Raw genomic sequence first — 24,424 nt, forward strand, 5'->3', positions numbered from 1 at the left:
ATTATTAAGCGACGAGCTGTTCCATGATGCGCTGATACATGCGGGCAAGTAGCTGAAGATCGGCGGCGTTAACGCATTCATTAATTTTATGAATGGTCGCGTTCACCGGCCCAAGCTCAACCACCTGCGCGCCCATCCGCGCGATGAAACGTCCGTCGGATGTTCCGCCCGTGGTCAGCAACTGTGGCTTAATTTCATTATAGTGCTCAATGGCATTGACCACCGCATCCACCAGTTTTCCGCGTTCAGTCAGGAACGGTTGACCGGAAAGCCACCAGTCAACAGTGTAGCGCAGCTGATATTTTTCCAGCAGGGCGACGACCTGTGCTTTGATCATCTCATCGGTCAGCTCGGTACTGAAACGGAAGTTGAACTGGACGAACAGATCGCCAGGGATCACGTTGTTGCTGCCGGTACCGGCCTGAATATTAGCAATCTGCATGCTGGTCGGCGGGAAGAATTCATTACCATGATCCCACTCAATGCCCACCAGCTCGGTCAGCCACGGCGCGGCGCGGTGTACCGGGTTATCGGCGAGATGCGGATAGGCCACGTGACCCTGCACGCCGTGAATCGTCAGGTTACAGGTCAGAGAGCCGCGACGACCATTTTTGACCACATCGCCAACCACCGCAGTGCTGGACGGCTCGCCCACCAGGCAATAGTCAAGACGCTCGCGGCGCTCCATCAGTGCTTCAACCACTTTCACCGTGCCGTTTTTCGCCGAGGCTTCTTCATCAGAGGTGATAAGAAACGCCAGACGACCATTGTGGTTCGGATGCTGGGCGACGAAACGTTCGGCGGCAACCACCATCGCCGCCAGCGAACCTTTCATGTCAGCGGCGCCGCGGCCAAACAGCATGCCGTCGCGGATCGTCGGTTCAAACGGCGGGTTGATCCAACGGTCGGCATCACCCGCCGGGACGACATCAGTGTGACCGGCAAATGCCAGCGTTTCGCCTTTTCCGCGCCAGGCCCAGAAGTTCTGGGTATCGCCAAAGTCGAGATGTTCGACGGTAAAGCCAATATTACGCAGGCGTTCAATCAGTAACGCCTGACACCCCGCATCATCGGGGCTGAGAGAGGGGCGGCGAATAAGCTGTTGGGCCAGCTCGATGACCGGGCACGACATAGACTACACCTCATATAAAAAAGTCATCATTCTTCAGGAATGATTCTGAAAATGGGTCTGGTAACTGGAATCGCTGAAACCCAGCAGCATAGGCTGACCGGGCGCGCAGAGCAATGGGCGTTTGATGATTGCTGGCATTTCGAGCATTAACGCCGCGGCTGCATCGGCGTTGTCAATCCCGGCGCGTACGGATTCGTCCAGTTTTCGCCAGGTGGTGCCGCGAGTGTTCAGCAGCGCTTCCCAGCCTGATTCTGCGATAAAACTGCGTAATAATGCATCATCCAACCCGTCAACGCGGTAGTCGTGGAAGCGGTAATCTATCTGATGCGCTTCCAGCCAGCGGCGGGCTTTTTTTATGGTGTCGCAGTTTTTGATGCCGTACATGACGATCATGGTTAATCCTTTTGTGTTTAAGCAGGTGAATTTGTCAGATTATTCGAATAGTAAGGACGCGAAGAATAATACCTGAAAGTATTATCAGGGCATAATTTCTGATTAAGCGTTGCATGATAATGCAGCATTAAAAATAGGTACAAGTGTACGCTGAAAAAAGTCGGATATTTTGCCGGGACAGTATTTCAAAATATTGCTGCAAGTCACAACAAATTTAGCCTGCTCAGGTCATATTTAGCTCACACCAGCACCCGTCGCTGGTTTCGGTAATCACAGTGATTGGTTCAATGATCTTCACATTCACAATCAATTTACGTAGACTACTGAGAATTATAAGAGAGGTCGTTATGATTGAACGTGAACTGGGGAACTGGAAAGACTTTATTGAAGTTATGCTTCGTAAATGATTCCGGAAAGAAAAGCAATAGTACAGAATATGTAAAAAATTCTGACTTAAATCGAATTCGATAAAAGGCGACCCGTTAAAGGTCGCCTTTTTTGATATATATTCTGAATAATAAAAGAAGGCGACCCGAAAGTCGCCTGGTGTTTATTTTTGCCGTTCACGTAACGGGAAGCGTCGCCGTACCAGCACGAAGAACAACGGCACGAAGAAGATGGCCAGAATGGTCGCGGAAATCATCCCGCCCATTACGCCAGTGCCCACCGCATGCTGACTGCCGGAACCGGCGCCGGTACTGGTCGCCATTGGCAGCACGCCGAAGATAAAGGCCAGCGAGGTCATCAGAATCGGGCGCAGACGCTGACGGCAGGCTTCCAGCGTGGCGGTCAACAGATCTTCCCCTTTCTCATTCCTTTCGTTAGCGAATTCCACAATCAAAATGGCGTTCTTCGCCGACAGGCCGATAACCGTCAATAACCCAACCTGGAAATAGACGTCGTTTTCCAGCCCGCGCATCCAGGTCGCCAGCAGCGCACCGATAACCCCCAGCGGCACCACCAGCATGACGGAGAACGGTACCGACCAGCTCTCATACAGCGCCGCCAGGCAGAGAAAAACCACCAGCAGGGAAAGGGCATACAGCGCCGGTGCCTGTGCGCCGGACAAACGTTCCTGATAGGACATCGCAGTCCATTCGAGGCCGAAACCGCCCGGAAGCTGGCGAACCAGGTTTTCCATAATATCCATCGCGGTACCGGTACTGACGCCTGTCGCCGCTTCACCCACCACTTCGACCGCCGAATAACCGTTGTAACGCTCAAGACGCGGTGAGCCGGTTTCCCAGTGCGAGGTGGCAAAGGAAGAGAAGGGCACCATGGTGCCGCTGGCGTTACGCACATACCAGCGACCAATATCGTCAGGCAGCATGCGGTATTTGGCGGCAGACTGCACATAGACTTTCTTCACGCGACCGCGATCCATAAAGTCGTTCACATAGCTCGACCCCCACGCAGTTTGCAGTGTGTCGTTGATATCATCAATGGACACCCCAAGCGCCTGCGCTTTGCGCTGATCGATATCGATCTGCAACTGCGGGCTGTCATCCAGACCGTTGTGCCGCACGCGCGTCAGACGGTCATCTTTGGCGGCCAGTTCCAGAAGCTGGTCACGCGCGGCCATCAGCGCGTCATGCCCGGCTCCGGCATGATCCTGAAGCTCCATATCAAAGCCCGCCGAACTGCCCAGCCCGCTGATCGCCGGTGGGTTGTTGGCAAAGACGCGCGCTTCGTTGATCTGCGCGAAGGCTTTTGTTGCCCGTTCGATGATGGCAAACGAGGTGCCGGTTTTGCTGTCACGCTCGTCCCAGTCTTTCAGGCGGATAAACATACGTGCGACGTTCTGGCCGTTACCACCAGGGCCGGAACCGACGGTGGCGAAAATCGAGTTCACATTGTCTTTTTCATGGCTGAAGAAATAGTCCTCAACTTTTTCCACCACTTTCAGCGTCTGCTGCTGCGTCGAACCGCTTGGCAACTGAATAGAGGTGAGGAACATACCGCGGTCTTCCTGTGGCAGGAAAGAGGTCGGCAGGCGCAGGAACAGCACCACCATGGCGGCCAGCAGCAGAACGTAAATCAGCATCCAGCGCAGGCTACGGTGCAGAATTTTACCGACGTACGTTTCGTAACGGCGCGCGTTGGCGTTGAAATGGCGGTTGAACCAGCCGAAGAAACCGCGCTGACCGTGATGCTCGCCCTTGTGAAGCGGTTTGAGCAGCGTGGCGCAGAGCGCTGGCGTCAGGATCATCGCCACCAGCACCGACAGCACCATCGCGGAAACAATGGTGACCGAGAACTGGCGGTAAATTGCCCCGGTAGTGCCGCCAAAGAAAGCCATCGGAATGAATACCGCCGACAGCACCATCGCAATCCCCACCAGTGCGCCCTGGATCTGGCCCATCGATTTCCGCGTGGCATCGCGCGGCGACAGGCCTTCCTCACTCATAATACGTTCCACGTTTTCCACCACCACGATCGCGTCGTCCACCAGCAGGCCGATGGCGAGCACCGTGGCGAACATGGTGAGGGTGTTAATGCTGTAGCCGAAGGCATAGAGAATGGCGAACGTCCCCAGTAGCACCACCGGAACGGCGATGGTCGGGATAAGCGTGGCGCGGAAGTTTTGCAGGAACAGGTACATCACCAGGAAGACCAGCAAAATCGCTTCCAGTAGGGTTTTCACCACATCGGTAATCGACGCTTTGACGAACGAAGTGGTTTCATAGGCGATTTTGTATTCCAGCCCATGGGGGAAATACTCTGACAGCTCGTTAAGCCGCGAGATAACGCGCTCCGCCGTCGCCATTTCGTTGGCGCCGGAGGCGAGCTTAACCCCCAGCCCGGACGCCGCGTTGCGGTTGTAGCGGCTCAGGTAGTCATATTTCTCCGCCCCCATCTCGACAGTAGCGACATCGCCGAGCGTCACGACAGAGCCGTCCTGATTCACCCGCAGGGTGATGTCGCGGAACTGCTGCGGCGTCTGCAACAGCGACTGCGAGTTGATCGTCGCGTTCAGCGCCTGTTTGTCCACTGACGGCGTACCGCCTAACTGACCAACGGCGATCTGTGCATTCTGAGAAGAGATAGCGTCGGTGACGTCCTGTGTCGTCATCTGCACGCTGTTGAGTTTGGTTGGATCGAGCCAGATCCGCATGGAGTACTGCGAGCCATAAGCGTCGATGTCGCCGACGCCGTTAACGCGGCTCAGCGGATCCTGAATGTTACTGGCGACATAGTCGGCGATATCCTGCTTATCCATACTGCCGTCCGTCGACACGAAGGCGATGGTCAGGATGTTGGTATCACCGGTTTTACGTACGGTGACCCCTTGCGTCTGCACCGCCTGCGGGAGTTTACGCATCGCCGACTGCAACTGGTTTTGTACCTGCTGTACGGCCTCATCCGGATCGGTCCCTGCGGCGAAGTTCAGCGTAACACTCGCCTGACCCGTAGAGCTGCTCTGTGACGACATGTACATCAGGTTATCGAGACCGGTCATGTTCTGCTCGATCACCTGTGTCACGGTATTTTCCAGTGTCTGTGCGGAAGCGCCCGGGTAGTTGGCGTTGATGCGTACGTTAGGCGGCGCAAGGTCGGGATATTGCTCCACCGGTAACGAGAAAATGGCCAGCGTGCCGGTTAAGCACAACAGAATGGCCAGAACCCAGGCAAAAATGGGGCGATCAATAAAGAAATTCGCCATTGCAATCAGGACCTCATAATGCGTGTTTTATTGTTATCACGTTGGTCGTCACACTGTAGCCGCAAGGGCTGAAGCAATCGTGGAGAAAAAAAGGAGATAGTGTAAATAATCATGCGTCTTTACCGCGTGTCCATACAAAACTGATCTTCTCCACGAAAACCCCTTGTAGCATGGTGACTGAAACGTAGTTTCATTGAAGCGGAAATTTTTTGATCTGCCACAGGTAACCGGGAATTAATGCCCTTTTATGGGCAAATGAACATTGTCGGCCCTGCGATCGTCGGTTAATACAATAGCCTTATCAGGTGAAGGCTAAATGTCAGGGATACTATGAACCGATTTATTGTGGCAGACAGCCAGAAATGCATTGGATGCCGCGCATGTGAAGTGGCCTGCGTGATGGCGCATAACGGTGAAGCGCATGTTTTGACGCCAGCGCGTTTCCGGCCACGGATCACCGTGGTTAAAAATGAAACGCAGCGCAGTGCGGTCACCTGCCATCATTGTGAAGACGCGCCCTGCGCGCGTAGCTGCCCGAATGGCGCCATCAGTCTGCACAATGACAGCGTGCAGGTGAATCAGGAAAAGTGCATTGGCTGCAAATCCTGCGTGGTGGCCTGCCCGTTCGGCACGATGCAGGTGGTGGTGACGCCAGTCGCTGCCGGAAAAGTAAAAGCCAGCGCGCACAAGTGCGATCTCTGTATTGATCGCGAAAATGGCCCGGCCTGCGTGGAGAATTGCCCGGCGGATGCCCTGCAGGTATTCAGCCATGACGCCCTGACCACGCTCTCCCGCCAGCGCCGTTTGCGGACGGTGCGCCAGGAAACGCAGTCCTGGCATGCCGCGGCACCCGCTGTTGCTCCCATCACGCTCGCTGAAAAAATGGCGAAAACGGCTCCCCGTTTTGAGCCGGACAAGCTCGACCTGGCGTCGCGGAAAACCAGTTTTGCCGAGATTTATCTGCCGTTTCGCGATGAGCAGGCCCGGCAGGCGTCGCTGCGCTGCCTGAAATGCGGCGAACACAGCGTCTGCGAATGGACGTGCCCGCTGCATAACCATACTCCCCAGTGGGTTGAACGCGTGAAGGCCGGTGATATCGACGGCGCGGTGGTGCTCTCTCATCAGACCAACTGCCTGCCGGAGATTACCGGGCGCGTCTGCCCACAGGACCGGCTCTGCGAAGGCGCCTGTACGCTGCGCGATACGCATGGCGCGGTGTCGATCGGCAACATCGAACGTTACATTTCTGATCAGGCGCTGGCGAAAGGCTGGCGGCCCGATCTTTCGCACGTCACCGCGACAGGTAAACGGGTGGCGATTATTGGCGCGGGACCGGCGGGGCTGGCCTGTGCTGATTTGCTGGTGCGCCACGGTATCGAGCCGGTGGTGTTTGATCGCCACCCGGAAATCGGCGGGTTGCTGACTTTTGGCATTCCGGCCTTTAAACTCGACAAATCCCTGCTGGCGCGTCGTCGCGAGATTTTCAGCCAGATGGGTGTGCGCTTTGAGCTGAACTGCGAAATTGGCCGTGACATCCCGCTTCAGACGCTGCTGGACGACTACGACGCGGTGTTTGTCGGCACTGGTACCTATCGCTCGATGAAAGCGGATCTGCCGAACGAAGACGCGCCCGGTGTCTACGACGCGCTGCCGTTCCTGATCGCCAACACCAAACGGGTGATGGGGCTCGAGGCGCTGCCGGACGAACCGTACATCAACACTGCGGGTCTGAATGTGGTGGTGCTGGGCGGGGGCGATACGGCGATGGACTGCGTGCGTACCGCATTGCGTCACGGTGCCAGTAAAGTGACCTGCGCCTACCGCCGCGACGAAGCCAATATGCCTGGCTCGAAAAAAGAGGTGAAGAACGCCCGCGAAGAGGGGGCGGAATTTGAATTCAACGTGCAGCCCGTGACGCTCGAACTGGACGACGCCGGGCAGGTGTGTGGCGTGAAATTGCGGCGTACCCGCATGGGCGAGCCGGATGTAAAAGGGCGTCGTCGCCCGGTGCCCATCGACGGCAGCGAGTTTGTGATGCCAGCCGATGCGGTGATCATGGCGTTTGGTTTCCATCCTCACGGTATGCCGTGGCTGGAACGGCAGGGTGTGCAGGTTGATGACTGGGGGCGCATTGCGGCAAATGTCGAAAGTCGTTATCCCTATCAGACGACTAATCCGAAAATTTTCGCCGGTGGCGATGCGGTGCGCGGCGCGGATCTGGTCGTGACAGCCATGGCGGAGGGGCGTCACGCGGCGCACGGTATCCTCGACTGGCTGGAGGTGAAATTCTCTCACCTGCATTGACGACAAAGGGGTTCCACGGCGTAGTATGGTGATACCTGTTACTGCTGTGGAACCGTTATGTCGCTCACCATTAACGTCATCAAAGATAAAATCCTTTCTGAAAACTATTTCATCCTGCGCAATATCACCTATGAATTAACCCCGGCTTATGGCGAGACCGTACGTCATAAGCGCGAAGTGTACGATCGCGGCAACGGCGCCACTATCCTGCTCTATAACCGTGAAAAGCAAACCGTGGTGCTGGTGCGCCAGTTTCGTGTCGCCACCTGGGTAAACGGCAACGAAGACGGCATGTTGATTGAGACCTGCGCGGGCCTGCTGGACGATGACGAGCCGGAAGTCTGCATTCGCAAAGAGGCCATCGAAGAGACCGGTTTTGCCGTCGGCGAGGTACAGAAACTGTTTGAGCTGTATATGTCGCCCGGCGGCGTGACGGAACTCATCCATTTTTACATTGCGGAATATCACGATGGTCAGCGGGCGAATGCCGGTGGCGGTGTTGAAGACGAAGCCATCGAGGTGCTGGAAATCCCGTTTGCTCAGGCATTGCAGATGGTGAAGCACGGTGAAATCCGTGATGGCAAGGCCGTGATCTTGCTGCAATATTTGCAAAATTCATCATTAATGTCTTGATTTTGTTATAGAAAATAGCCCTGTTTTTATATGGATCTATCCGATAAATCTGATTGAGTGCCACCGCTTCGCCAGTGAAGATACCGTCTCAGTATGTTGATGCTTTTTTCTCCTGGGGTCGTGCCGTTCATGCGCCATCGCGTTTTCCTCTTTTTGCTTTTCGGTTTGCTGCCGACGTCATTGACGTGGGCGGCGCCAGCGCAGCAGGTCTTTACCGACTGGCTGGTGACCTGTAATAACCAGAATTTCTGCGTGGCGCGCAATATCGGATTACACCACGGGCTGGTCATGACCCTGAGCCGCAGCGCGGGAGCGCGCACCGACGCGGCGCTGCGTATCGAACTGGGCGGGCTCGATGAACCGCCCGCCAGTGTTTCTGCCATCGCTTCCCGGCTCATGCTGGACGGTAAACCGCTCAAACCGGGCGGCGAACACTGGCAAATGTCGCCCTGGCAACTCACCACTGGCGATAGCGCCACCATCAACGCCTTTCTTCAGCAGGTGCAGGACGGGCAGGCGATCACCTTAGACAAAGGCTTACAGGCCATTTCCCTGCAAGGGCTGAAGGCCGCGCTGTTGTTCATCGACAGTCAACAAAAGCGCGTGGGCAGCGAAACCGCCTGGATCCGCAAAGGTGATGATCCACCGCTCAGCGTCCCTCCTGCGCCCGCGCTGAAAAGCGTGGCGATAGTCAACCCCACGCCGACGCCGCTCACTCGCGAAGAGAGTAACGATCTGATGGATTACGGTAGCTGGCGGATGAACAACAGCCAGTGTTCGCTTGATCCGATGCGGCGCGAAGTGTGGGTGACGGCGCTGACCGATGACAAAGCGCTGATGATGCTAAGCTGCGAATCCGGCGCTTATAACACCATCTACCGCGCGTGGTTCGTCTCCCGCCAGAAACCCTTTGCGGCACAACCGGTCCGGCTGCGACTGCCGTTCCAGCCTGCCAGTGAGACGCGCGACGTTGAACTGGTCAACGCCTCGTTTGATATCAAAAGCCGTGAGCTGGTGACGCTGGATAAAGCACGCGGGCTGGGCGACTGCGGCGTGACGACACGCTGGCGCTATGATGGTCAGCGTTTCCGTCTGGTCCGCTATGCCGAACAGCCCGAGTGTGATGAGTGGCAGGGGCCAGATGCCTGGCCCACGTTGTGGATCACCCGTTAAGCACTTTTTTCGCTTTCGCGACCACGTTGTCCACGGTAAAGCCGAAGAAGGGGAAGAGCTTATCGGCAGGTGCCGATTCGCCATAACCCGTCATCCCGACAATCGCGCCTTTCAGGCCGACATATTTGTACCAGTAATCGACAATACCCGCCTCAACCGCGACACGTGCGCTGACGTTTGACGGCAATACCGACTCACGGTACGCCTCGTCCTGCGCATCAAACACATTGGTTGAGGGGAGCGATACCACGCGCACGTTCACCCCTTCCGCACGCAATTTTTCGGCCGCCAGCACGGTGATCTCCACTTCCGAACCGGTGGCAATCAGAATGATGTCCGGCTTGCCACCTGCGTCTTTCAGCACATAACCGCCTCGCGTAATCTCCTTCACCTGTTGCGGCGTGCGCTCCATCTGGGTGAGGTTTTGCCGCGACAGGATCAGCGCCGTAGGGCCGTCGTGCCGCTCCACTGCCGCTTTCCACGCCACTGCCGTTTCAACCTGATCGCAGGGGCGCCAGGTACTGAAATTCGGTGTCAGGCGCAGGCTGGCGAGCTGTTCTACCGCCTGGTGCGTCGGACCATCTTCGCCGAGCCCGATGGAATCATGGGTATACACCATAATCTGCCGCGCTTTCATCAGCGCTGCCATTCGGGCGGCGTTACGGGCGTATTCCACGAACATCAGGAACGTCGCGGTATAAGGGACAAAACCGCCGTGATGGGCGATACCGTTGGCGATGGCCGTCATCCCGAACTCGCGCACGCCATAGTGGATGTAGTTGCCCGCCGGATCGTCCTTCAGCGAGACGGAATTTTTCCAGATGGTCAGGTTGCTGGGCGCCAGATCCGCCGAGCCGCCAAGCAGTTCCGGCAACAGCGGGCCGTAGGTATTGAGGGCGTTTTGCGACGCTTTGCGGCTGGCGATTTTCGCCGGTTCCGACTGCATTTTCTCAATGTACGCCTGCACCGTCTGCGACCAGTTTTCCGGCAGACCGCCGCTCATGCGACGCGTAAATTCCGCAGCCAGTTCCGGGTGCGCTTTTTCGTAGGCCGCCAGTTTCTCTTTCCACGCCTGTTGGGCTTTTTCGCCTTTTTCCTGCGCGTTCCAGCCCTGATAAATCTCTTTTGGAATTTCAAACGCCGGGTGTTTCCAGCCCAGTTTCTGCCGTGCCAGTGCGACCTCTTCTTCACCGAGCGCCGCGCCGTGCGCCTCTTCCTTACCGGCTTTATTCGGCGCGCCAAAGCCGATGACGGTGCGGCAGATAATCAGCGAAGGCTTATCTTTCACGCTCTGCGCTTCCAGAATCGCTTTTTTCACCGCCTCCGGATCATGGCCGTCAACATCGTTGACTACATGCCAGTGATAAGCCTCAAAACGTTTTGCCGTGTCGTCGGTAAACCAGCCTTTGGTTTCGCCATCAATCGAAATACCGTTGCTGTCGTAAAAGCCGATGAGCTTACCCAACCCCAGCGTACCGGCGAGGGAACTGACTTCATGGGAAATGCCTTCCATCAGGCAACCATCGCCCATAAAGACCCAGGTGTAGTGATCGACAATGTCATGACCCGGACGGTTGAACTGCGCCGCCAGCGTACGTTCGGCGATAGCCAGCCCGACAGCGTTCGCCAGCCCCTGTCCGAGCGGACCGGTGGTGGTTTCGACGCCCGGGGTATAACCCAGTTCCGGGTGACCCGGCGTTTTTGAATGCAACTGGCGGAAGTTTTTCAGTTCTTCCATCGGCAGGTCATAGCCGGCCAGATGCAGCAGACTGTACAGCAGCATCGAGGCGTGGCCGTTGGAAAGAATAAAGCGGTCACGGTCGTACCAGTGGGGATCGGTGGGATTGTGTTTGAGAAAGTCGTTCCACAGGACTTCGGCGATATCTGCCATGCCCATCGGTGCGCCCGGGTGGCCGGAATTGGCTTTCTGGACGGCATCCATACTTAAGGCGCGAATCGCGTTTGCAAGCTCTCTTCGGGACATAATTCACTCCGTCGCGTTGGTTTAAATTAGCGGTAAACCAGACAAAAAGCATAGCAGACGGGGCTGGCAATGCGGCGAAGACCCGGTAACATAGATAATCAAAATTAATAACAAGCAAACGTTTCTTTCAACAAGTATGGCGGCCATCAAAGTTTACGAATCCGGCAGGAGAGATACTCGGACGTCAGTCGAGGAGACGTAACAGCGCATTTCCAACCAAGAAAACGATACGTGAAAGGAAAATCTAATGGATGACCAGTTGAAACAAAGTGCCCTTGATTTCCACGAGTTTCCGGTTCCGGGGAAAATTCAGGTCTCGCCGACCAAACCCCTCGCCACGCAGCGCGATCTGGCGCTGGCCTATTCGCCGGGTGTGGCAGCACCGTGTCTGGAAATCGAAAAAGATCCGCTGAAAGCTTACAAATATACAGCGCGCGGCAATCTGGTTGCGGTCGTGTCCAACGGCACGGCAGTCCTGGGTCTCGGTAACATCGGCGCGCTCGCGGGTAAGCCGGTCATGGAAGGAAAGGGTGTCCTGTTCAAGAAATTTGCCGGTATCGACGTCTTCGATATCGAAGTTGATGAACTGGATCCTGACAAGTTTATTAACGTTGTTGCTGCCCTCGAGCCAACCTTCGGCGGGATTAACCTCGAAGACATCAAAGCGCCAGAATGTTTTTACATTGAACAGAAGTTGCGCGAGCGCATGAATATTCCGGTGTTCCATGACGATCAGCATGGGACCGCGATCATCAGCACCGCCGCCATTCTTAACGGCCTGCGGGTGATTGAGAAAAAACTCTCCGACGTCCGTATGGTGGTGTCCGGCGCAGGTGCGGCGGCCATCGCCTGTATGAACCTGCTGGTGGCGCTGGGCATGCAGAAACACAACATTGTGGTCTGCGACTCCAAAGGCGTGATTTACAAGAACCGCGAACCGAATATGGCCGAAACCAAAGCGGCTTATGCGGTGGAAGATAACGGTAAACGTACCCTCGACGACGTTATCGAAAATGCGGACATCTTCCTCGGCTGCTCCGGCCCGCGCGTACTGACACCGGAAATGGTCAAGAAAATGGCCCGTGCGCCGCTGATTCTGGCGCTGGCAAACCCGGAGCCGGAAATCCTGCCGCATCTGGCGAAAGAAGTCCGTCCTGACGCTATTATCTGCACCGGCCGTTCTGACTACCCGAACCAGGTCAACAACGTGCTGTGCTTCCCGTTCATCTTCCGTGGCGCGCTGGACGTTGGCGCAACGGCGATCAACGAAGAGATGAAGCTGGCGGCGGTTCATGCTATCGCCGATCTGGCTCATGCCGAGCAGAGCGAAGTGGTGGCCTCAGCGTATGCAGACCAGGATCTGAGCTTCGGCCCGGAATACCTGATCCCGAAACCGTTCGACCCGCGTTTGATTGTCAAAATTGCACCGGCAGTGGCGAAAGCGGCGATGGATTCCGGCGTGGCAACGCGTCCGATTGCGGACTTCGACGTTTACATCGATAAGCTCAGTGAATTCGTCTACAAAACCAACCTGTTCATGAAACCGATTTTCTCGCTGGCGCGCAAAGATCCGAAGCGTGTGGTGCTGGCAGAAGGGGAAGACAGCCGCGTGCTGCATGCCACGCAGGAGCTGATTACCCTCGGCCTGGCGAAACCGATCCTTATCGGTCGCCCGAGCGTGATCGAAATGCGTATTCAGAAACTCGGTCTGCAGATCAAACCGGGCGTTGATTTTGAAATCGTCAACAATGAGTCCGACCCGCGTTTCAAAGAGTACTGGAGCGAGTATTACCAGCTGACGAAACGCCGCGGTGTCTCTCAGGAGCAGGCGCAGCGGGCGGTGATCAGCAACACCACGGTAATTGGCGCGCTGATGGTATTGCGTGGCGAAGCCGATTCGCTGATCTGCGGCACCATCGGGGACTATCACGAGCACTTCAGCGTGATCCAACAGCTGTTTGGCTATCGTGACGGAATTCATACCGCGGGTGCGATGAACGCACTGCTGCTGCCGAGCGGCAACACCTTCATTGCTGATACCTACGTCAACGACGATCCGACGCCGGAACAGCTGGCGGAAATCGCGCTGATGGCGGCGGAAACCGTGCGTCGCTTTGGTATTGAACCGCGCGTGGCGTTGCTGTCGCACTCAAACTTCGGTACCTCAGATTGCCCGGCGGCGCTGAAAATGCGTAAAACGCTGGCGCTGGTGCGTGAGCGTGCGCCGGATCTGATGATCGACGGTGAAATGCATGGTGACGCGGCGCTGGTCGAAAGCATCCGCAACGAACGCATGCCGGACAGCACCCTGAAAGGCTCTGCCAACATTCTGGTGATGCCAAACATGGAAGCGGCGCGTATCAGCTATAACCTGTTACGCGTCTCCAGTTCAGAAGGGGTGACCATCGGGCCGGTACTGATGGGTGTGGCGAAACCGGTGCATGTGCTGACGCCGATTGCCTCGGTTCGCCGTATCGTGAATATGGTGGCACTGGCGGTGGTTGAAGCGCAGACCCAGCCGCTGTAATTCGCGGCGTCAGATCCAGTCGCGAACTTTCAGAAACTCACACAAGGCAGCCTCCGGGCTGCCTTTTTCGGGTTCGTAATTGTACTCCCAGCGCACCAGCGGCGGCATCGACATTAAAATCGATTCCGTGCGGCCCCCGGTTTGCAGACCGAACAGCGTGCCTCTGTCCCATACCAGGTTAAATTCAACGTAGCGCCCGCGGCGGTAAAGCTGGAATTCGCGTTCACGCTCGCCAAAAGGCATCAATTTTCGACGTTCAACGATCGGCAGATACGCGTCGGCAAAGCCGTTGCCCACCGCCTGCATAAACGCGAAACACGAGTCGAAGTCCGGCGTGTTGAGATCGTCAAAAAACAGCCCGCCAATGCCGCGCTGCTCGTCGCGATGCTTCAGGTAAAAGTAATCGTCGCACCACGTTTTGTAGCGCGGATAGACCTCGTCGCCAAACGGCAGGCAGAGATCGCGGGCAACAGTGTGCCAGTGAACGGCGTCCTCTTCGAAACCGTAAAACGGGGTCAGATCGAACCCTCCGCCAAACCACCAGACCGGCTCCGCGCCCGGTTTCTCGGCGATGAAGAAGCGCACGTTGGCATGGCTGGTGGGGACATACGGATTATGCGGATGCACGACCAGCGACACGCCCATCGCTTCAAAGCTGCGCCCCGCAAGCTCAGGACGATGCGCGGTGGCGGAAGCGGGCATCGCGTCGCCGTGAACATGAGAGAAATTGACGCCAGCCTGTTCGAACACGCCGCCGTTACGCAACACACGACTACGCCCGCCGCCGCCCGCGGTGCGCTGCCAGAGATCTTCAGTAAACCCGTTGCCGTCTGTCGCTGAAAGCTGCTGACAGAGCCTGTCCTGCAGCGTCAGCAACACCGTTTTTACCTGTTGGGCGTCTGGTTTCATTATCATCTCTTCACATGGGCTTTCTGGTTATCAAACCAGTGAAAATAGCTGATGATGCCTGAGGCGATGGCATTAGCAATTTTCTGGCGAAACGCCGTGGTGCCCAGTAACTTTTCTTCATTCGGGTTGGTGATGAACGAGGTCTCTACCAGCACGGACGGCACAGAGGGGGATTTCAGCACCACAAAAGCCGCCTGTTCCGTGTTGCGGCTGTGCAACCGGTGTACTGGCTTAATCTTCTTCAGTATATGCGAGCCAAGCGTCAGGCTGTTTTTAATCGTATCGGTTTGTACCAGATCGAACAGCACTTGCTGCAACAGATGATCCTTATCGAGCGCTTTTTTGCCCGCCAGTTGGTCAACGGCGTTCTCACGTTCGGAAAGGTATTTCGCCATCGCGCTACTGGCGCCGCGGTTGGAAAGGGCGAAAACCGACGCCCCGGCCGCGCTGGGGTTGGTAAAGCCATCGGCATGAATCGACATAAACAGATCCGCGCCGTGCTTATGGGCAATCTCAACACGATCGTACAATGGAATGAATGTATCACCAGTACGCGTTAAGCGGGCGTCGATACCATTGTTGCGCAGGATGGAACGCACGTTTTTGGCAATCGCCAGTACGACATGCTTCTCTTTTGAGCCATTATGCCCGATAGCGCCGGTATCAATGCCGCCGTGTCCGGGATCAAGCACGACAATGCGCTTTGCCCCGGCTTTTTTGGCGGCGGGTTTACTGTGACTGTTGCTGGTTTTCAGTGGCGCTTCTTTCGCGGCGACGGCGTTAGCGATCCCTGATAACGTTAATGCGGCCAGCCCGGCTTTCAGCACCTGGCGGCGCGAAGCGAGTGTTTTTAAAGGTTTAAAAGTGCTCATGCTGCCTGAGTTGTGAAAATTACAGTCCTGATGTTATATCGTATCGCGTATTCCGTTACGACTGTTCATAATGAGAATTGTTTTACTTTTCATTTCAATACGTGACAAACGGCCTATTATGCCATTTTTTTGCGCGGCTGGCGCTGGATATTGGCTGTTTCGGCTGTTCGCGCCATAATCACAGTTTTTAGACCATAAAAGGGCAGGTAAAACCATGGAGATACGGGTTTTTCGCCAGGAAGATTTCGAAGAGGTCATCACCCTGTGGGAGCGCTGCGATCTCCTGCGTCCGTGGAACGATCCTGAAATGGATATCGAACGTAAAGTGAATCACGACGTCAGCCTGTTTCTGGTCGCCGAAGTGAACGGCGAAGTGGTGGGCAGCATTATGGGCGGTTATGACGGCCATCGTGGTTCGGCCTATTATCTCGGCGTGCACCCGGAATATCGTGGACGTGGTATCGCCAACGCACTGCTGAATCGCCTTGAGAAAAAACTCATTGCCCGCGGTTGCCCGAAAATTCAGATCATGGTTCGTGACGATAACGACATGGTGCTGGGAATGTATGAGCGTCTCGGGTATGAGCACGGCGACGTGGAGGTTCTGGGCAAGCGCCTGATTGAAGATGAAGAGTATTGATTTTCTGCCCTCTGATTACGACAGCCACGGTCGTCTGCGGCTGCCGGTGTTGTTCTGGGGCATTCTGCTTCTCCAGGCGCGCACCTGGGTGCTGTTCGTGATGGCCGGGGCATCGCGCCAGCAGGGGGATACGTTGCTGAACCTGTTCTACCCTGACCATGACAATTTCTGGCTGGGGCTTCTGCCCGGCATTCCTGCGGTGCTCGCTTTTCTGCTCAGCGGTCGCCGTCATCAGTTTCCCCGGTTATGGCGGGGGCTCCACGGGCTGTTGATCATCGCCCAACTGGCGCTGCTGCTCTGGCAACCGTTGCTGTGGTGGCAGGGCGACGCGCTGTCCGGCGTTGGTCTGACACTGGTGATCCTCGATGGTTTTTCGCTGTGGTGGCTGCTTTCCAGCCGCCGTTTACGCGCCTGTATTGCTGCTAACGGCACTTTTTAACGTTTAGGGACTCCAACAGACGTTGAACTGACAAGAAAGGATTTGTGAATGAAATCATTACGTTTACTGCTCTGTGTATTTCCCCTGGCGCTGACCGGGTGCTCCACGCTCGGTTCCGTGAACTGGTCGGCGGCTTATCCATGGAACTGGTTCGGTTCTTCCATGGCGGTGACGGGCGAGGGCGTCGGTGAACTGACGGCGGTGACACCGCTGGACGAAAAGGCCGTCAGCGAGGCGCTGGGTGGCGATTACCGTGTGCGCAGCGGAATGAAAACCGCCAACGGCGGCATCGTGCGTTATTTCGAAGCGCTGAAAGATGACAAGGTGGCGCTGGTGATCAATGGCGACTCCGGCACTGTCAGCCGCATTGACGTCCTGGACCGCGACATCGCGTCGGCAGAAGGCGTTAAGGTCGGGACACCATTTAGCGATGTGTTCGATAAAGCCTACGGCAACTGCCAGAAAGCGACCGGCGACGACAGTACGAGCGTTGAGTGTAAAGCCAAAAGCAGCCCGCATATCAGCTATCTCTTTAGCGGTAACTGGAGCGGCCCGGAGAATTTGATGCCGTCTGATGACACGCTGAAAAACTGGCAGGTCAGCAAAATAATCTGGCGTCGTTAAATTGATCTGAACGATCCGCCTGGGCGGCAAAAACAGGTACAATAGCCGCCAACAATGCCACGCTGTCGTGGCATCTTTATTTCAGGAGGAGCGATGTCTCAGGTTCAGAGCGGCATTTTGCCGGAACATTGTCGCGCGGCGATTTGGATTGAAGCCAACGTCAAAGGGGATGTCAACGCCCTGCGCGAGAGCAGCAAACGGTTTGCAGATCAACTGGCGACGTTTCAGGCTAAATTTCCTGATGCGCATCTCGGTGCGGTCGTCGCCTTTGGTCACGACACCTGGCGTACGCTCAGTGGCGGCGTGGGCGCTGAAGAGCTGAAAGATTTCATCCCTTACGGCAAAGGCCTGGCACCCGCGACGCAGTATGACCTGCTGATCCACATCCTTTCCCTGCGCCATGACGTGAACTTCTCTGTCGCACAAGCCGCCGTCGCGGCGTTTGGCGACGCTATCGACGTGAAAGAAGAAATCCACGGTTTCCGTTGGGTCGAAGAGCGTGATCTGAGCGGCTTTGTCGATGGCACAGAAAACCCGGCGGGTGAAGAGACGCGCCGCGAAGTGGCCGTCATCAACGACGGCATTGATGCGGGCGGCAGCTACGTGTTTGTTCAGCGTTGGGAGCATAATCTCAACCAGCTCAACCGCATGAGCATTCATGATCAGGAAATGATGATTGGCCGCACCAAAGAAGCCAATGAAGAGATTGACGGCGACGACCGCCCGGTGACGTCGCACCTGACCCGTGTGGATCTCAAAGAAGACGGCAAAGGGCTGAAAATCGTCCGCCAGAGCCTGCCTTACGGCACCGCCAGCGGCACACATGGCCTGTACTTCTGCGCCTATTGCGCGCGCCTGTATAACATCGAACAGCAATTGCTGAGCATGTTTGGCGATACCGACGGCAAGCGCGACGCGATGCTGCGTTTCACTAAACCGGTAACCGGCGGCTACTACTTCGCCCCGTCGTTAGACCGACTGCTGGCGCTGTAAATACTAAGGGGTTGCCGGTCTGGCAGCCCCTTTTACTGTCACAGCCATCCCTTATCCTGAAACGTCTGCCGCGTGGCGACGTTAAGATCGTAGTGACCCAGCGCTTCCGGTTTCACCCACGCGATCGCCTGAAACTCTTCATTAAACGTCACTTCGCGGTTGCTGCTGACGCAGTCAAACATCAGATACACCATGTAAATCTCTTCCTTACTGCCGTCGGCGTAAGTTTTGATTCGTACATCATCGCGGAAAGTCCACGGGGTGATGTGGGTAATCTCCAGCGCGTCGCCCAGCTCTTCGCGGATCTCACGTCGCAGCGCCTCTTCTATCGTCTCGCCCGGCTCCGTCCCTCCACCGGACAGCGCCCACTGACCGGGAAACACACCGCGATCGGCCGCCATCTGGCACAGCAAATACTCACCGTTATTTTCGATAATCGGACAGACAATAATTCGTTGGCGCATACTTTCCTCGTATGTCATCTTGTTGAGTTAATTCTTGTTATACCACCGGGCAGGACATAAATAATGGATTCTTTCTTTTCTCCGACCGCAAATTGTCGTGTTCGCTGGCAGGATCTCCCCGGCAGCGGCGTTCCGTTGGTTTTTGTGCATGGCCTGGGATGCGCCTCGTCATGTGAGTATCCCCGCGTGGTGGTGGACAGGGCGTTTGGCGGCAGAAGGGCAATCCTGCTGGACTTACCGGGTTGCGGATACAGTGAAAAACCGCAGGACTACCGCTATTCCATTGCTGAACAGGCCTACGTGGTGGCTGAACTGGTGGCGCATCTGGGACTGGAAAGCTGTTTTTTGTATGGTCACAGCATGGGCGGGAGCATCAGCATTGAAGCGGCGGCGTTGCTGGGTGATAAAGTGGCTGGTCTGATCGTCTCAGAACCGAATTTTCACCCTGGCGGTGGTTTCTTTAGCCGTCAGATCTGCAGCTACAGCGAAGCGGAGTTTATCGAGGTCATTTGCCAGCAACTTGTCGCGCAGGATGACAGTCCCTGGGCCGGAAGTCTGGCGGTTGATGCCCCCTGGGCCGTATGGCGCGGTGCGGCGAGCCTGGTGGCCGGTAACGACTGGTTCACCCGGTTTGTCGATTTACCAAAACCCAAACAGCTAATTTTCGGCGAACACTCCCTGCCGGATGACGATTTCTCACGCCTCGACGCTCTCGGCATCTCCACAGTGGTATTGCCGGAATGCGGGCATTCGATGTCATGGGAAAACCCGGCAGCGCTTGCCGCGGCGCTGACAGAATTTTGTGAACAATGATTCGACGGTGATTACACGCTTTTTAGCGCCTCGATAAAACGCGGTTCTTTCTCAAGCAGGTTTAATACCTTAAGCGCGATGCCGGTGGGCACGCGACGGTGGAGTTCCCACGACTGCACCAGGCTAACGCTCGCGCCGACCGCCTGCGCAAATTCAGACTGTTTCATTCCCATGCTGGTACGTAGTTTTTTCACATCCGGAATAGCATGGCGGTGAACATGTTCAGGTGCAGGCTCACACTCACCGTTTTCAATGGCTACCATCTCGTTAACACTGGTGAGCAGATCGTCAAAAAGCCTTTTTTCCATTAATTTATCTCCGTATGGAAAGCGTAAATTGCCGCAGGTAATTCACTTCATCAAAAGAATGGCTTTTGCAATGGCCTGTTTTTCTTTCTCGGTTAAATCATCTTTAACGTTTTTAGGGTATACCATCAGCAGATAGATCCTTGCGCTGCTCAGTTTCAAATAGTAGATAATGCGGACACCGCCACGCTTTCCCGCCACGTTTTTGCGGCTCCACCTGACTTTCTGGCAGCCGCCTGTACCGGCTATGGTATCGCCCTGGTCGTGGTGCTCCAGCAACCAGGTCTGAAACTCGCGAAATTCATCATCCATCATGATGGCGCTTCGAGCCCTGCTGAATGACGGTGTCTCGATAAAAGACAGATACTTCATCATGCGCTTCCATCTCATGACATAACGACTGTAATACGTACCCTGTACGCACACAAGCATTCTGTGAACAATATGTGCGTGGGTTTATACCAGTGCATGCAAGGCATCAAAATGGAATTTATGGCGCGGAGCGTTTTTTCTCTTTGATTTACGAGGCGCTTTCCAGAATGGAGCGGACCACACTGTCGGTGGGCAGGTGTCATATGTTGCACGTTGAGTCTAAGCCGCCTGCTCCCTTATTCTCTTTTCAACTTCTAAATCACCAAACGGTATATAAAACCGTTACAGCTTTAACCCTGGTTATAAATATGATGATCATAGAGTCGTCACATTTCGATAAGGGTGCGCAATGGTCGTTGTTAAATCACTGAAAAAAGGATATCTGGCGCTGGGCGCGTTGGTGCTGCTGGCAGCACAGGCGCAGGCGACGGAGTTGCTCAACAGCTCCTACGATGTTTCACGCGAGCTGTTTGCGGCCCTCAACCCGCCGTTTGAACAGCAGTGGGCGAAAGACAATGGCGGCGACAAGCTGACTATCAAACAATCCCATGCGGGATCTTCAAAGCAGGCGCTGGCGATTCTGCAGGGCTTAAAAGCAGACGTTGTAACTTATAACCAGGTGACTGATGTGCAGATCCTGCACGATAAAGGCAACCTGATCCCGGCTGACTGGCAGACCCGTTTGCCGAACAACAGCTCACCGTTCTACTCCACCATGGCGTTCCTGGTGCGCAAAGGCAACCCGAAGAACATCCACGACTGGAACGATCTGGTGCGTCCGGATGTGAAGCTGATTTTCCCGAACCCGAAAACCTCCGGCAATGCGCGCTATACGTATCTGGCAGCGTGGGGCGCGGCGAACAAAGCGGATGGTGGCGACAAAGCCAAAACCGAACAGTTCATGACTCAGTTCCTGAAAAATGTGGAAGTGTTTGATACCGGCGGTCGCGGCTCGACAACTACGTTCGTTGAGCGTGGGCTGGGCGATGTGCTGATCACCTTCGAATCCGAAGTGAACAACATCCGTAAGCAGTACGAAGAGCAGGGTTTCGAAGTCGTGGTGCCGAAAGTGAATATCCTCGCCGAGTTCCCGGTGGCGTGGGTGGATAAAAATGTCAAAGCCAACGGTACTGAGAAAGCAGCGAAAGCGTACCTGAACTGGCTTTACAGCCCGCAGGCGCAGACCATCGTCACCGATTATTACTACCGTGTGAACAACCCGGAAGTGATGAACAAGCTGAAAGATAAATTCCCGCAGACCGAACTGTTCCGCGTGGAAGACCAGTTTGGCGCCTGGCCTGAGGTGATGAAAACCCATTTTGCCAGTGGCGGCGAGCTGGACAAGCTGCTGGCGGCGGGGCGTAAGTAATGTTTGCAGTCTCATCCCGGCGTGTGCTGCCGGGCTTTACCTTAAGCCTCGGCACCAGTCTGCTGTATGTCTGCCTGATCCTGTTATTGCCGCTGAGCGCGCTGGTGATGCAGCTGGCGCAGATGAGCTGGGCGCAGTACTGGGAAGTCATCAGCAACCCGCAGGTGGTCGCGGCCTATAAGGTCACGTTGCTGTCGGCGTTTGTGGCTTCGCTGTTTAACGGGGTGTTCGGCCTGCTGATGGCGTGGATCTTAACTCGCTACCGCTTTCCGGGGCGTACGCTGCTGGATGCGCTGATGGATCTGCCGTTTGCGCTGCCGACAGCCGTGGCAGGTCTGACGCTGGCATCGCTATTCTCCGTTAACGGTTTTTACGGTGAATGGCTGGCGAAATTCGATATCAAAGTGACCTACACCTGGCTCGGCATCGCGGTGGCGATGGCCTTTACCAGCATCCCTTTTGTGGTGCGTACCGTCCAGCCGGTGCTGGAAGAGCTGGGGCCCGAATACGAAGAAGCGGCGGAAACGCTCGGCGCCACGCGACTGCAGAGTTTCCGCAAAGTGGTGTTGCCGGAACTGTCACCGGCGTTGCTGGCGGGTGTGGCGCTGTCGTTTACCCGCAGTCTCGGCGAGTTTGGCGCGGTGATTTTCATCGCCGGGAATATCGCGTGGAAGACGGAAGTCACCTCGCTGATGATTTTTGTCCGCTTGCAGGAGTTTGATTACCCGGCGGCGAGCGCGATTGCTTCGGTGATCCTCGGCGCCTCATTACTGCTGCTGTTTTCCATCAACACCCTGCAAAGTCGTTTTGGTCAACGCGTGGTAGGTCACTAATGGCGGAAGTTACGCAATTGAAACGCTATGACACTCCCCGCATCAACTGGGGGAAATGGTTTCTGATTGGCTCCGGGGTGCTGGTTTCGGCCCTCATCCTGCTGGTGCCGATGATCTATATCTTTGTGCAGGCGTTCAGCAAAGGGCTGATGCCGGTGCTGCAGAATCTGGCTGACCCGGACATGCTGCACGCCATCTGGCTGACAGTGCTGATCGCACTGATTACCGTGCCGGTCAACCTGGTGTTTGGCACGCTGCTGGCCTGGCTGGTGACGCGCTTTAACTTTCCGGGCCGCCAGTTACTGCTGACGCTGCTGGACATTCCGTTTGCTGTATCGCCGGTGGTGGCGGGGCTGGTCTATCTGCTGTTTTACGGCTCCAACGGCCCGCTGGGCGGCTGGCTCGACGAACATAATCTGCAAATCATGTTTGCCTGGCCGGGTATGGCGCTGGCGACGATTTTTGTCACCTGTCCGTTTGTGGTGCGCGAGCTGGTGCCGGTGATGCTGAGCCAGGGCAGTAACGAAGACGAAGCCGCGGTGCTGCTGGGCGCGTCTGGCTGGCAGATGTTCCGCCGCGTGACGTTGCCGAACATCCGCTGGGCGCTGCTGTATGGCGTGGTGCTGACCAATGCGCGCGCTATCGGCGAGTTTGGCGCGGTGTCGGTGGTTTCCGGCTCGATTCGCGGTGAAACGCTGTCGCTGCCGCTACAGATTGAATTACTTGAGCAGGATTACAACACCGTTGGCTCGTTTACCGCCGCGGCCCTGCTGACGTTGATGGCTATTTTGACCCTGTTTTTGAAGAGTATGTTGCAGTGGCGCCTGGAAAATCAGGAAAAGCGCGCGCAACAGGAGAAACATCATGAGCATTGAGATTGCCAGTATTAAAAAATCTTTTGGTCGCACCCAGGTGCTGAATGATATCTCCCTCGATATTCCGTCGGGTCAGATGGTGGCGCTGCTCGGGCCGTCCGGCTCCGGCAAAACCACACTGCTACGTATTATTGCCGGGCTGGAGCACCAGACCAGCGGGCAGATCCGTTTTCACGGCACGGATGTCAGCCGTCTGCATGCGCGTGATCGCAAAGTGGGATTTGTATTCCAGCACTACGCCCTGTTCCGCCACATGACGGTATTCGACAATATCGCGTTCGGCCTGACGGTACTGCCGCGTCGTGAACGCCCGAATGCGGCGACGATCAAAGCTAAAGTGAACAAGCTGCTGGAGATGGTGCAACTGTCGCATCTCGCGGATCGGTATCCGGCCCAGCTTTCCGGCGGGCAAAAGCAGCGCGTGGCGCTGGCCCGTGCGCTGGCGGTGGAACCGCAAATCCTGCTGCTCGACGAGCCTTTTGGCGCGCTGGATGCACAGGTGCGTAAAGAGCTGCGTCGCTGGCTGCGTCAGTTGCATGAAGAGCTGAAATTCACCAGCGTATTCGTTACCCACGATCAGGAAGAAGCGCTGGAAGTGGCGAATCGTGTGGTGGTGATGAGCCAGGGGAATATCGAGCAGGTTGATGTGCCGGATCAGGTCTGGCGTGAACCGGCGACCCGTTTCGTGCTGGAATTTATGGGCGAGGTTAATCGCCTGAAAGGTATTGTACGCGGCGGGCAGTTCCACGTCGGCGCGCACCGCTGGCCGCTGGGTTACACGCCCGCATATCAGGGACCGGTGGATCTGTTCCTGCGTCCCTGGGAGATAGACATCAGCCGTCGCACGAATCTCGATTCGCCGTTGCCGGTCCATGTGCTGGAAGCCAGCCCGAAAGGGCATTACATCCAGCTGGTGGTGCAGCCGCTCGGCTGGTATCCGGATCCGCTGACCGTGGTGATGCAGGACGATGAGGTCCCGCAGCGCGGGGATCGCCTGTTTGTTGGTCTGCAAAACGCGCGCCTTTATAACGGCAATGAGCGTATCGAAAATCGCGCGGATCTTGCTCTGGCTGAATCTGCCTGATAGGTTAGGGTTACGTAGTTTT

The 24,424-nt window shown here is 56.0% G+C and carries 23 protein-coding genes; 14 read left to right on the forward strand and 9 right to left on the reverse strand.

Annotated elements, in window-relative coordinates:
* Nucleotides 1–4: 4 nt before the first annotated feature.
* Together dapE and AOY23_RS14370 are read right to left on the reverse strand one after the other, a co-directional pair.
* Nucleotides 5–1,132 carry a succinyl-diaminopimelate desuccinylase gene (dapE, locus tag AOY23_RS14365; protein ID WP_054179454.1) on the reverse strand — a complete coding sequence of 376 codons (1,128 nt, stop codon included), beginning with the start codon at nucleotides 1,130–1,132 and terminating at the stop codon, nucleotides 5–7.
* 33 nt (nucleotides 1,133–1,165) lie between these two features.
* Nucleotides 1,166–1,525 carry an ArsC family reductase gene (locus AOY23_RS14370; protein WP_054179455.1) on the reverse strand — a complete coding sequence of 120 codons (360 nt, stop codon included), beginning with the start codon at nucleotides 1,523–1,525 and terminating at the stop codon, nucleotides 1,166–1,168.
* 347 nt (nucleotides 1,526–1,872) lie between these two features.
* Here AOY23_RS14370 and ypfM point away from each other — a divergent pair, with 347 nt between their 5' ends.
* A complete protein-coding gene (gene ypfM, locus AOY23_RS22615) occupies nucleotides 1,873–1,932 on the forward strand; it encodes a protein YpfM (RefSeq protein WP_001386977.1) in 60 nt (19 codons plus the stop codon).
* A gap of 143 nt (nucleotides 1,933–2,075) precedes the next feature.
* On the opposite strand, the gene acrD is transcribed toward ypfM, so the two are convergent.
* Nucleotides 2,076–5,189 carry a multidrug efflux RND transporter permease AcrD gene (gene acrD, locus AOY23_RS14375; RefSeq protein ID WP_054179456.1) on the reverse strand — a complete coding sequence of 1,038 codons (3,114 nt, stop codon included), beginning with the start codon at nucleotides 5,187–5,189 and terminating at the stop codon, nucleotides 2,076–2,078.
* Nucleotides 5,190–5,519: 330 nt separating this feature from the next.
* Here acrD and aegA point away from each other — a divergent pair, with 330 nt between their 5' ends.
* The 3 genes from aegA (at nucleotide 5,520) to AOY23_RS14390 (ending at nucleotide 9,299) form a co-directional block, all read left to right on the forward strand.
* The gene (gene aegA / locus AOY23_RS14380) at nucleotides 5,520–7,493 is read left to right on the forward strand and encodes a formate-dependent uric acid utilization protein AegA (RefSeq protein ID WP_054179457.1); all 1,974 of its coding nucleotides are present in this window, start codon (nucleotides 5,520–5,522) and stop codon (nucleotides 7,491–7,493) included.
* Between the two features lie 57 nt (nucleotides 7,494–7,550).
* Nucleotides 7,551–8,126 (forward strand): GDP-mannose pyrophosphatase NudK, encoded by a 576-nt coding sequence (gene nudK / locus AOY23_RS14385; RefSeq protein WP_054179458.1) that lies wholly within the window; start codon nucleotides 7,551–7,553, stop codon nucleotides 8,124–8,126.
* A gap of 129 nt (nucleotides 8,127–8,255) precedes the next feature.
* A complete protein-coding gene (locus tag AOY23_RS14390; protein ID WP_054179459.1) occupies nucleotides 8,256–9,299 on the forward strand; it encodes a DUF1176 domain-containing protein in 1,044 nt (347 codons plus the stop codon).
* Here the strand turns inward: AOY23_RS14390 and tkt are convergent.
* On the reverse strand, nucleotides 9,289–11,283 hold the full coding sequence (gene tkt / locus AOY23_RS14395; RefSeq protein ID WP_054179460.1) for a transketolase: 1,995 nt from the start codon (nucleotides 11,281–11,283) through the stop codon (nucleotides 9,289–9,291). The two genes, AOY23_RS14390 and tkt, sit on opposite strands and share 11 nt — an antisense overlap.
* A gap of 247 nt (nucleotides 11,284–11,530) precedes the next feature.
* Between tkt and maeB the strand changes: the two genes are divergently transcribed.
* The gene (gene maeB, locus AOY23_RS14400) at nucleotides 11,531–13,810 is read left to right on the forward strand and encodes an NADP-dependent oxaloacetate-decarboxylating malate dehydrogenase (RefSeq protein WP_054179461.1); all 2,280 of its coding nucleotides are present in this window, start codon (nucleotides 11,531–11,533) and stop codon (nucleotides 13,808–13,810) included.
* A 9-nt stretch (nucleotides 13,811–13,819) separates the two neighbouring features.
* Here maeB and hemF read toward each other — a convergent pair whose 3' ends face one another.
* The gene (gene hemF / locus AOY23_RS14405; RefSeq protein WP_054179462.1) at nucleotides 13,820–14,719 is read right to left on the reverse strand and encodes an oxygen-dependent coproporphyrinogen oxidase; all 900 of its coding nucleotides are present in this window, start codon (nucleotides 14,717–14,719) and stop codon (nucleotides 13,820–13,822) included.
* 2 nt (nucleotides 14,720–14,721) lie between these two features.
* Nucleotides 14,722–15,591, reverse strand: coding sequence for an N-acetylmuramoyl-L-alanine amidase AmiA (gene amiA / locus AOY23_RS14410; RefSeq protein WP_054179463.1), 870 nt, complete (start codon nucleotides 15,589–15,591; stop codon nucleotides 14,722–14,724).
* A gap of 214 nt (nucleotides 15,592–15,805) precedes the next feature.
* On the opposite strand from amiA, the gene AOY23_RS14415 reads away from it, so the two are divergent.
* The 4 genes from AOY23_RS14415 (at nucleotide 15,806) to AOY23_RS14430 (ending at nucleotide 18,287) form a co-directional block, all read left to right on the forward strand.
* Entirely contained in the window at nucleotides 15,806–16,231 is a 426-nt protein-coding gene (locus AOY23_RS14415) for a GNAT family acetyltransferase (RefSeq protein WP_038156938.1), read from the forward strand.
* Complete coding sequence (locus tag AOY23_RS14420; protein ID WP_054179464.1) at nucleotides 16,218–16,670, forward strand: DUF2919 domain-containing protein; 453 nt, start codon at nucleotides 16,218–16,220, stop codon at nucleotides 16,668–16,670. Before AOY23_RS14415 ends, AOY23_RS14420 begins: the two co-directional genes overlap by 14 nt.
* 48 nt (nucleotides 16,671–16,718) lie before the next feature.
* On the forward strand, nucleotides 16,719–17,294 hold the full coding sequence (locus AOY23_RS14425; protein WP_054179465.1) for an RpoE-regulated lipoprotein: 576 nt from the start codon (nucleotides 16,719–16,721) through the stop codon (nucleotides 17,292–17,294).
* Between the two features lie 93 nt (nucleotides 17,295–17,387).
* The gene (locus AOY23_RS14430; RefSeq protein WP_054179466.1) at nucleotides 17,388–18,287 is read left to right on the forward strand and encodes a Dyp-type peroxidase; all 900 of its coding nucleotides are present in this window, start codon (nucleotides 17,388–17,390) and stop codon (nucleotides 18,285–18,287) included.
* 38 nt (nucleotides 18,288–18,325) lie between these two features.
* Here AOY23_RS14430 and nudI read toward each other — a convergent pair whose 3' ends face one another.
* Nucleotides 18,326–18,751, reverse strand: coding sequence for a nucleoside triphosphatase NudI (nudI, locus tag AOY23_RS14435; protein ID WP_054179467.1), 426 nt, complete (start codon nucleotides 18,749–18,751; stop codon nucleotides 18,326–18,328).
* Nucleotides 18,752–18,814: 63 nt separating this feature from the next.
* Between nudI and AOY23_RS14440 the strand changes: the two genes are divergently transcribed.
* Nucleotides 18,815–19,564 (forward strand): alpha/beta fold hydrolase, encoded by a 750-nt coding sequence (locus tag AOY23_RS14440; protein ID WP_054179468.1) that lies wholly within the window; start codon nucleotides 18,815–18,817, stop codon nucleotides 19,562–19,564.
* An 11-nt stretch (nucleotides 19,565–19,575) separates the two neighbouring features.
* Here the strand turns inward: AOY23_RS14440 and nadS are convergent, their stop codons facing one another.
* Both nadS and AOY23_RS14450 read right to left on the reverse strand, forming a co-directional pair.
* Nucleotides 19,576–19,872: a NadS family protein gene (nadS, locus tag AOY23_RS14445; RefSeq protein WP_054179469.1), complete on the reverse strand. Its 297-nt coding sequence runs from the start codon at nucleotides 19,870–19,872 to the stop codon at nucleotides 19,576–19,578.
* Nucleotides 19,873–19,914: 42 nt separating this feature from the next.
* Nucleotides 19,915–20,241: a hypothetical protein gene (locus AOY23_RS14450; protein WP_054179470.1), complete on the reverse strand. Its 327-nt coding sequence runs from the start codon at nucleotides 20,239–20,241 to the stop codon at nucleotides 19,915–19,917.
* A gap of 349 nt (nucleotides 20,242–20,590) precedes the next feature.
* Between AOY23_RS14450 and AOY23_RS14455 the strand changes: the two genes are divergently transcribed.
* Genes AOY23_RS14455 through cysA form a run of 4 tightly spaced genes read left to right on the forward strand, consistent with a single transcriptional unit; the run spans nucleotide 20,591 to nucleotide 24,402 of the window.
* Complete coding sequence (locus AOY23_RS14455) at nucleotides 20,591–21,610, forward strand: sulfate ABC transporter substrate-binding protein (protein ID WP_054179471.1); 1,020 nt, start codon at nucleotides 20,591–20,593, stop codon at nucleotides 21,608–21,610.
* The gene (gene cysT, locus AOY23_RS14460) at nucleotides 21,610–22,443 is read left to right on the forward strand and encodes a sulfate/thiosulfate ABC transporter permease CysT (protein WP_054179472.1); all 834 of its coding nucleotides are present in this window, start codon (nucleotides 21,610–21,612) and stop codon (nucleotides 22,441–22,443) included. The genes AOY23_RS14455 and cysT overlap by 1 nt, the downstream gene beginning before the upstream one ends.
* Complete coding sequence (gene cysW / locus AOY23_RS14465; RefSeq protein WP_054179473.1) at nucleotides 22,443–23,318, forward strand: sulfate/thiosulfate ABC transporter permease CysW; 876 nt, start codon at nucleotides 22,443–22,445, stop codon at nucleotides 23,316–23,318. The genes cysT and cysW overlap by 1 nt, the downstream gene beginning before the upstream one ends.
* The gene (cysA, locus tag AOY23_RS14470; protein ID WP_054179474.1) at nucleotides 23,308–24,402 is read left to right on the forward strand and encodes a sulfate/thiosulfate ABC transporter ATP-binding protein CysA; all 1,095 of its coding nucleotides are present in this window, start codon (nucleotides 23,308–23,310) and stop codon (nucleotides 24,400–24,402) included. The genes cysW and cysA overlap by 11 nt, the downstream gene beginning before the upstream one ends.
* Nucleotides 24,403–24,424: the final 22 nt, after the last annotated feature.

It is taken from the genome of Trabulsiella odontotermitis (assembly GCF_001297775.1).
Taxonomy (GTDB): Bacteria; Pseudomonadota; Gammaproteobacteria; order Enterobacterales; family Enterobacteriaceae; genus Trabulsiella; species Trabulsiella odontotermitis.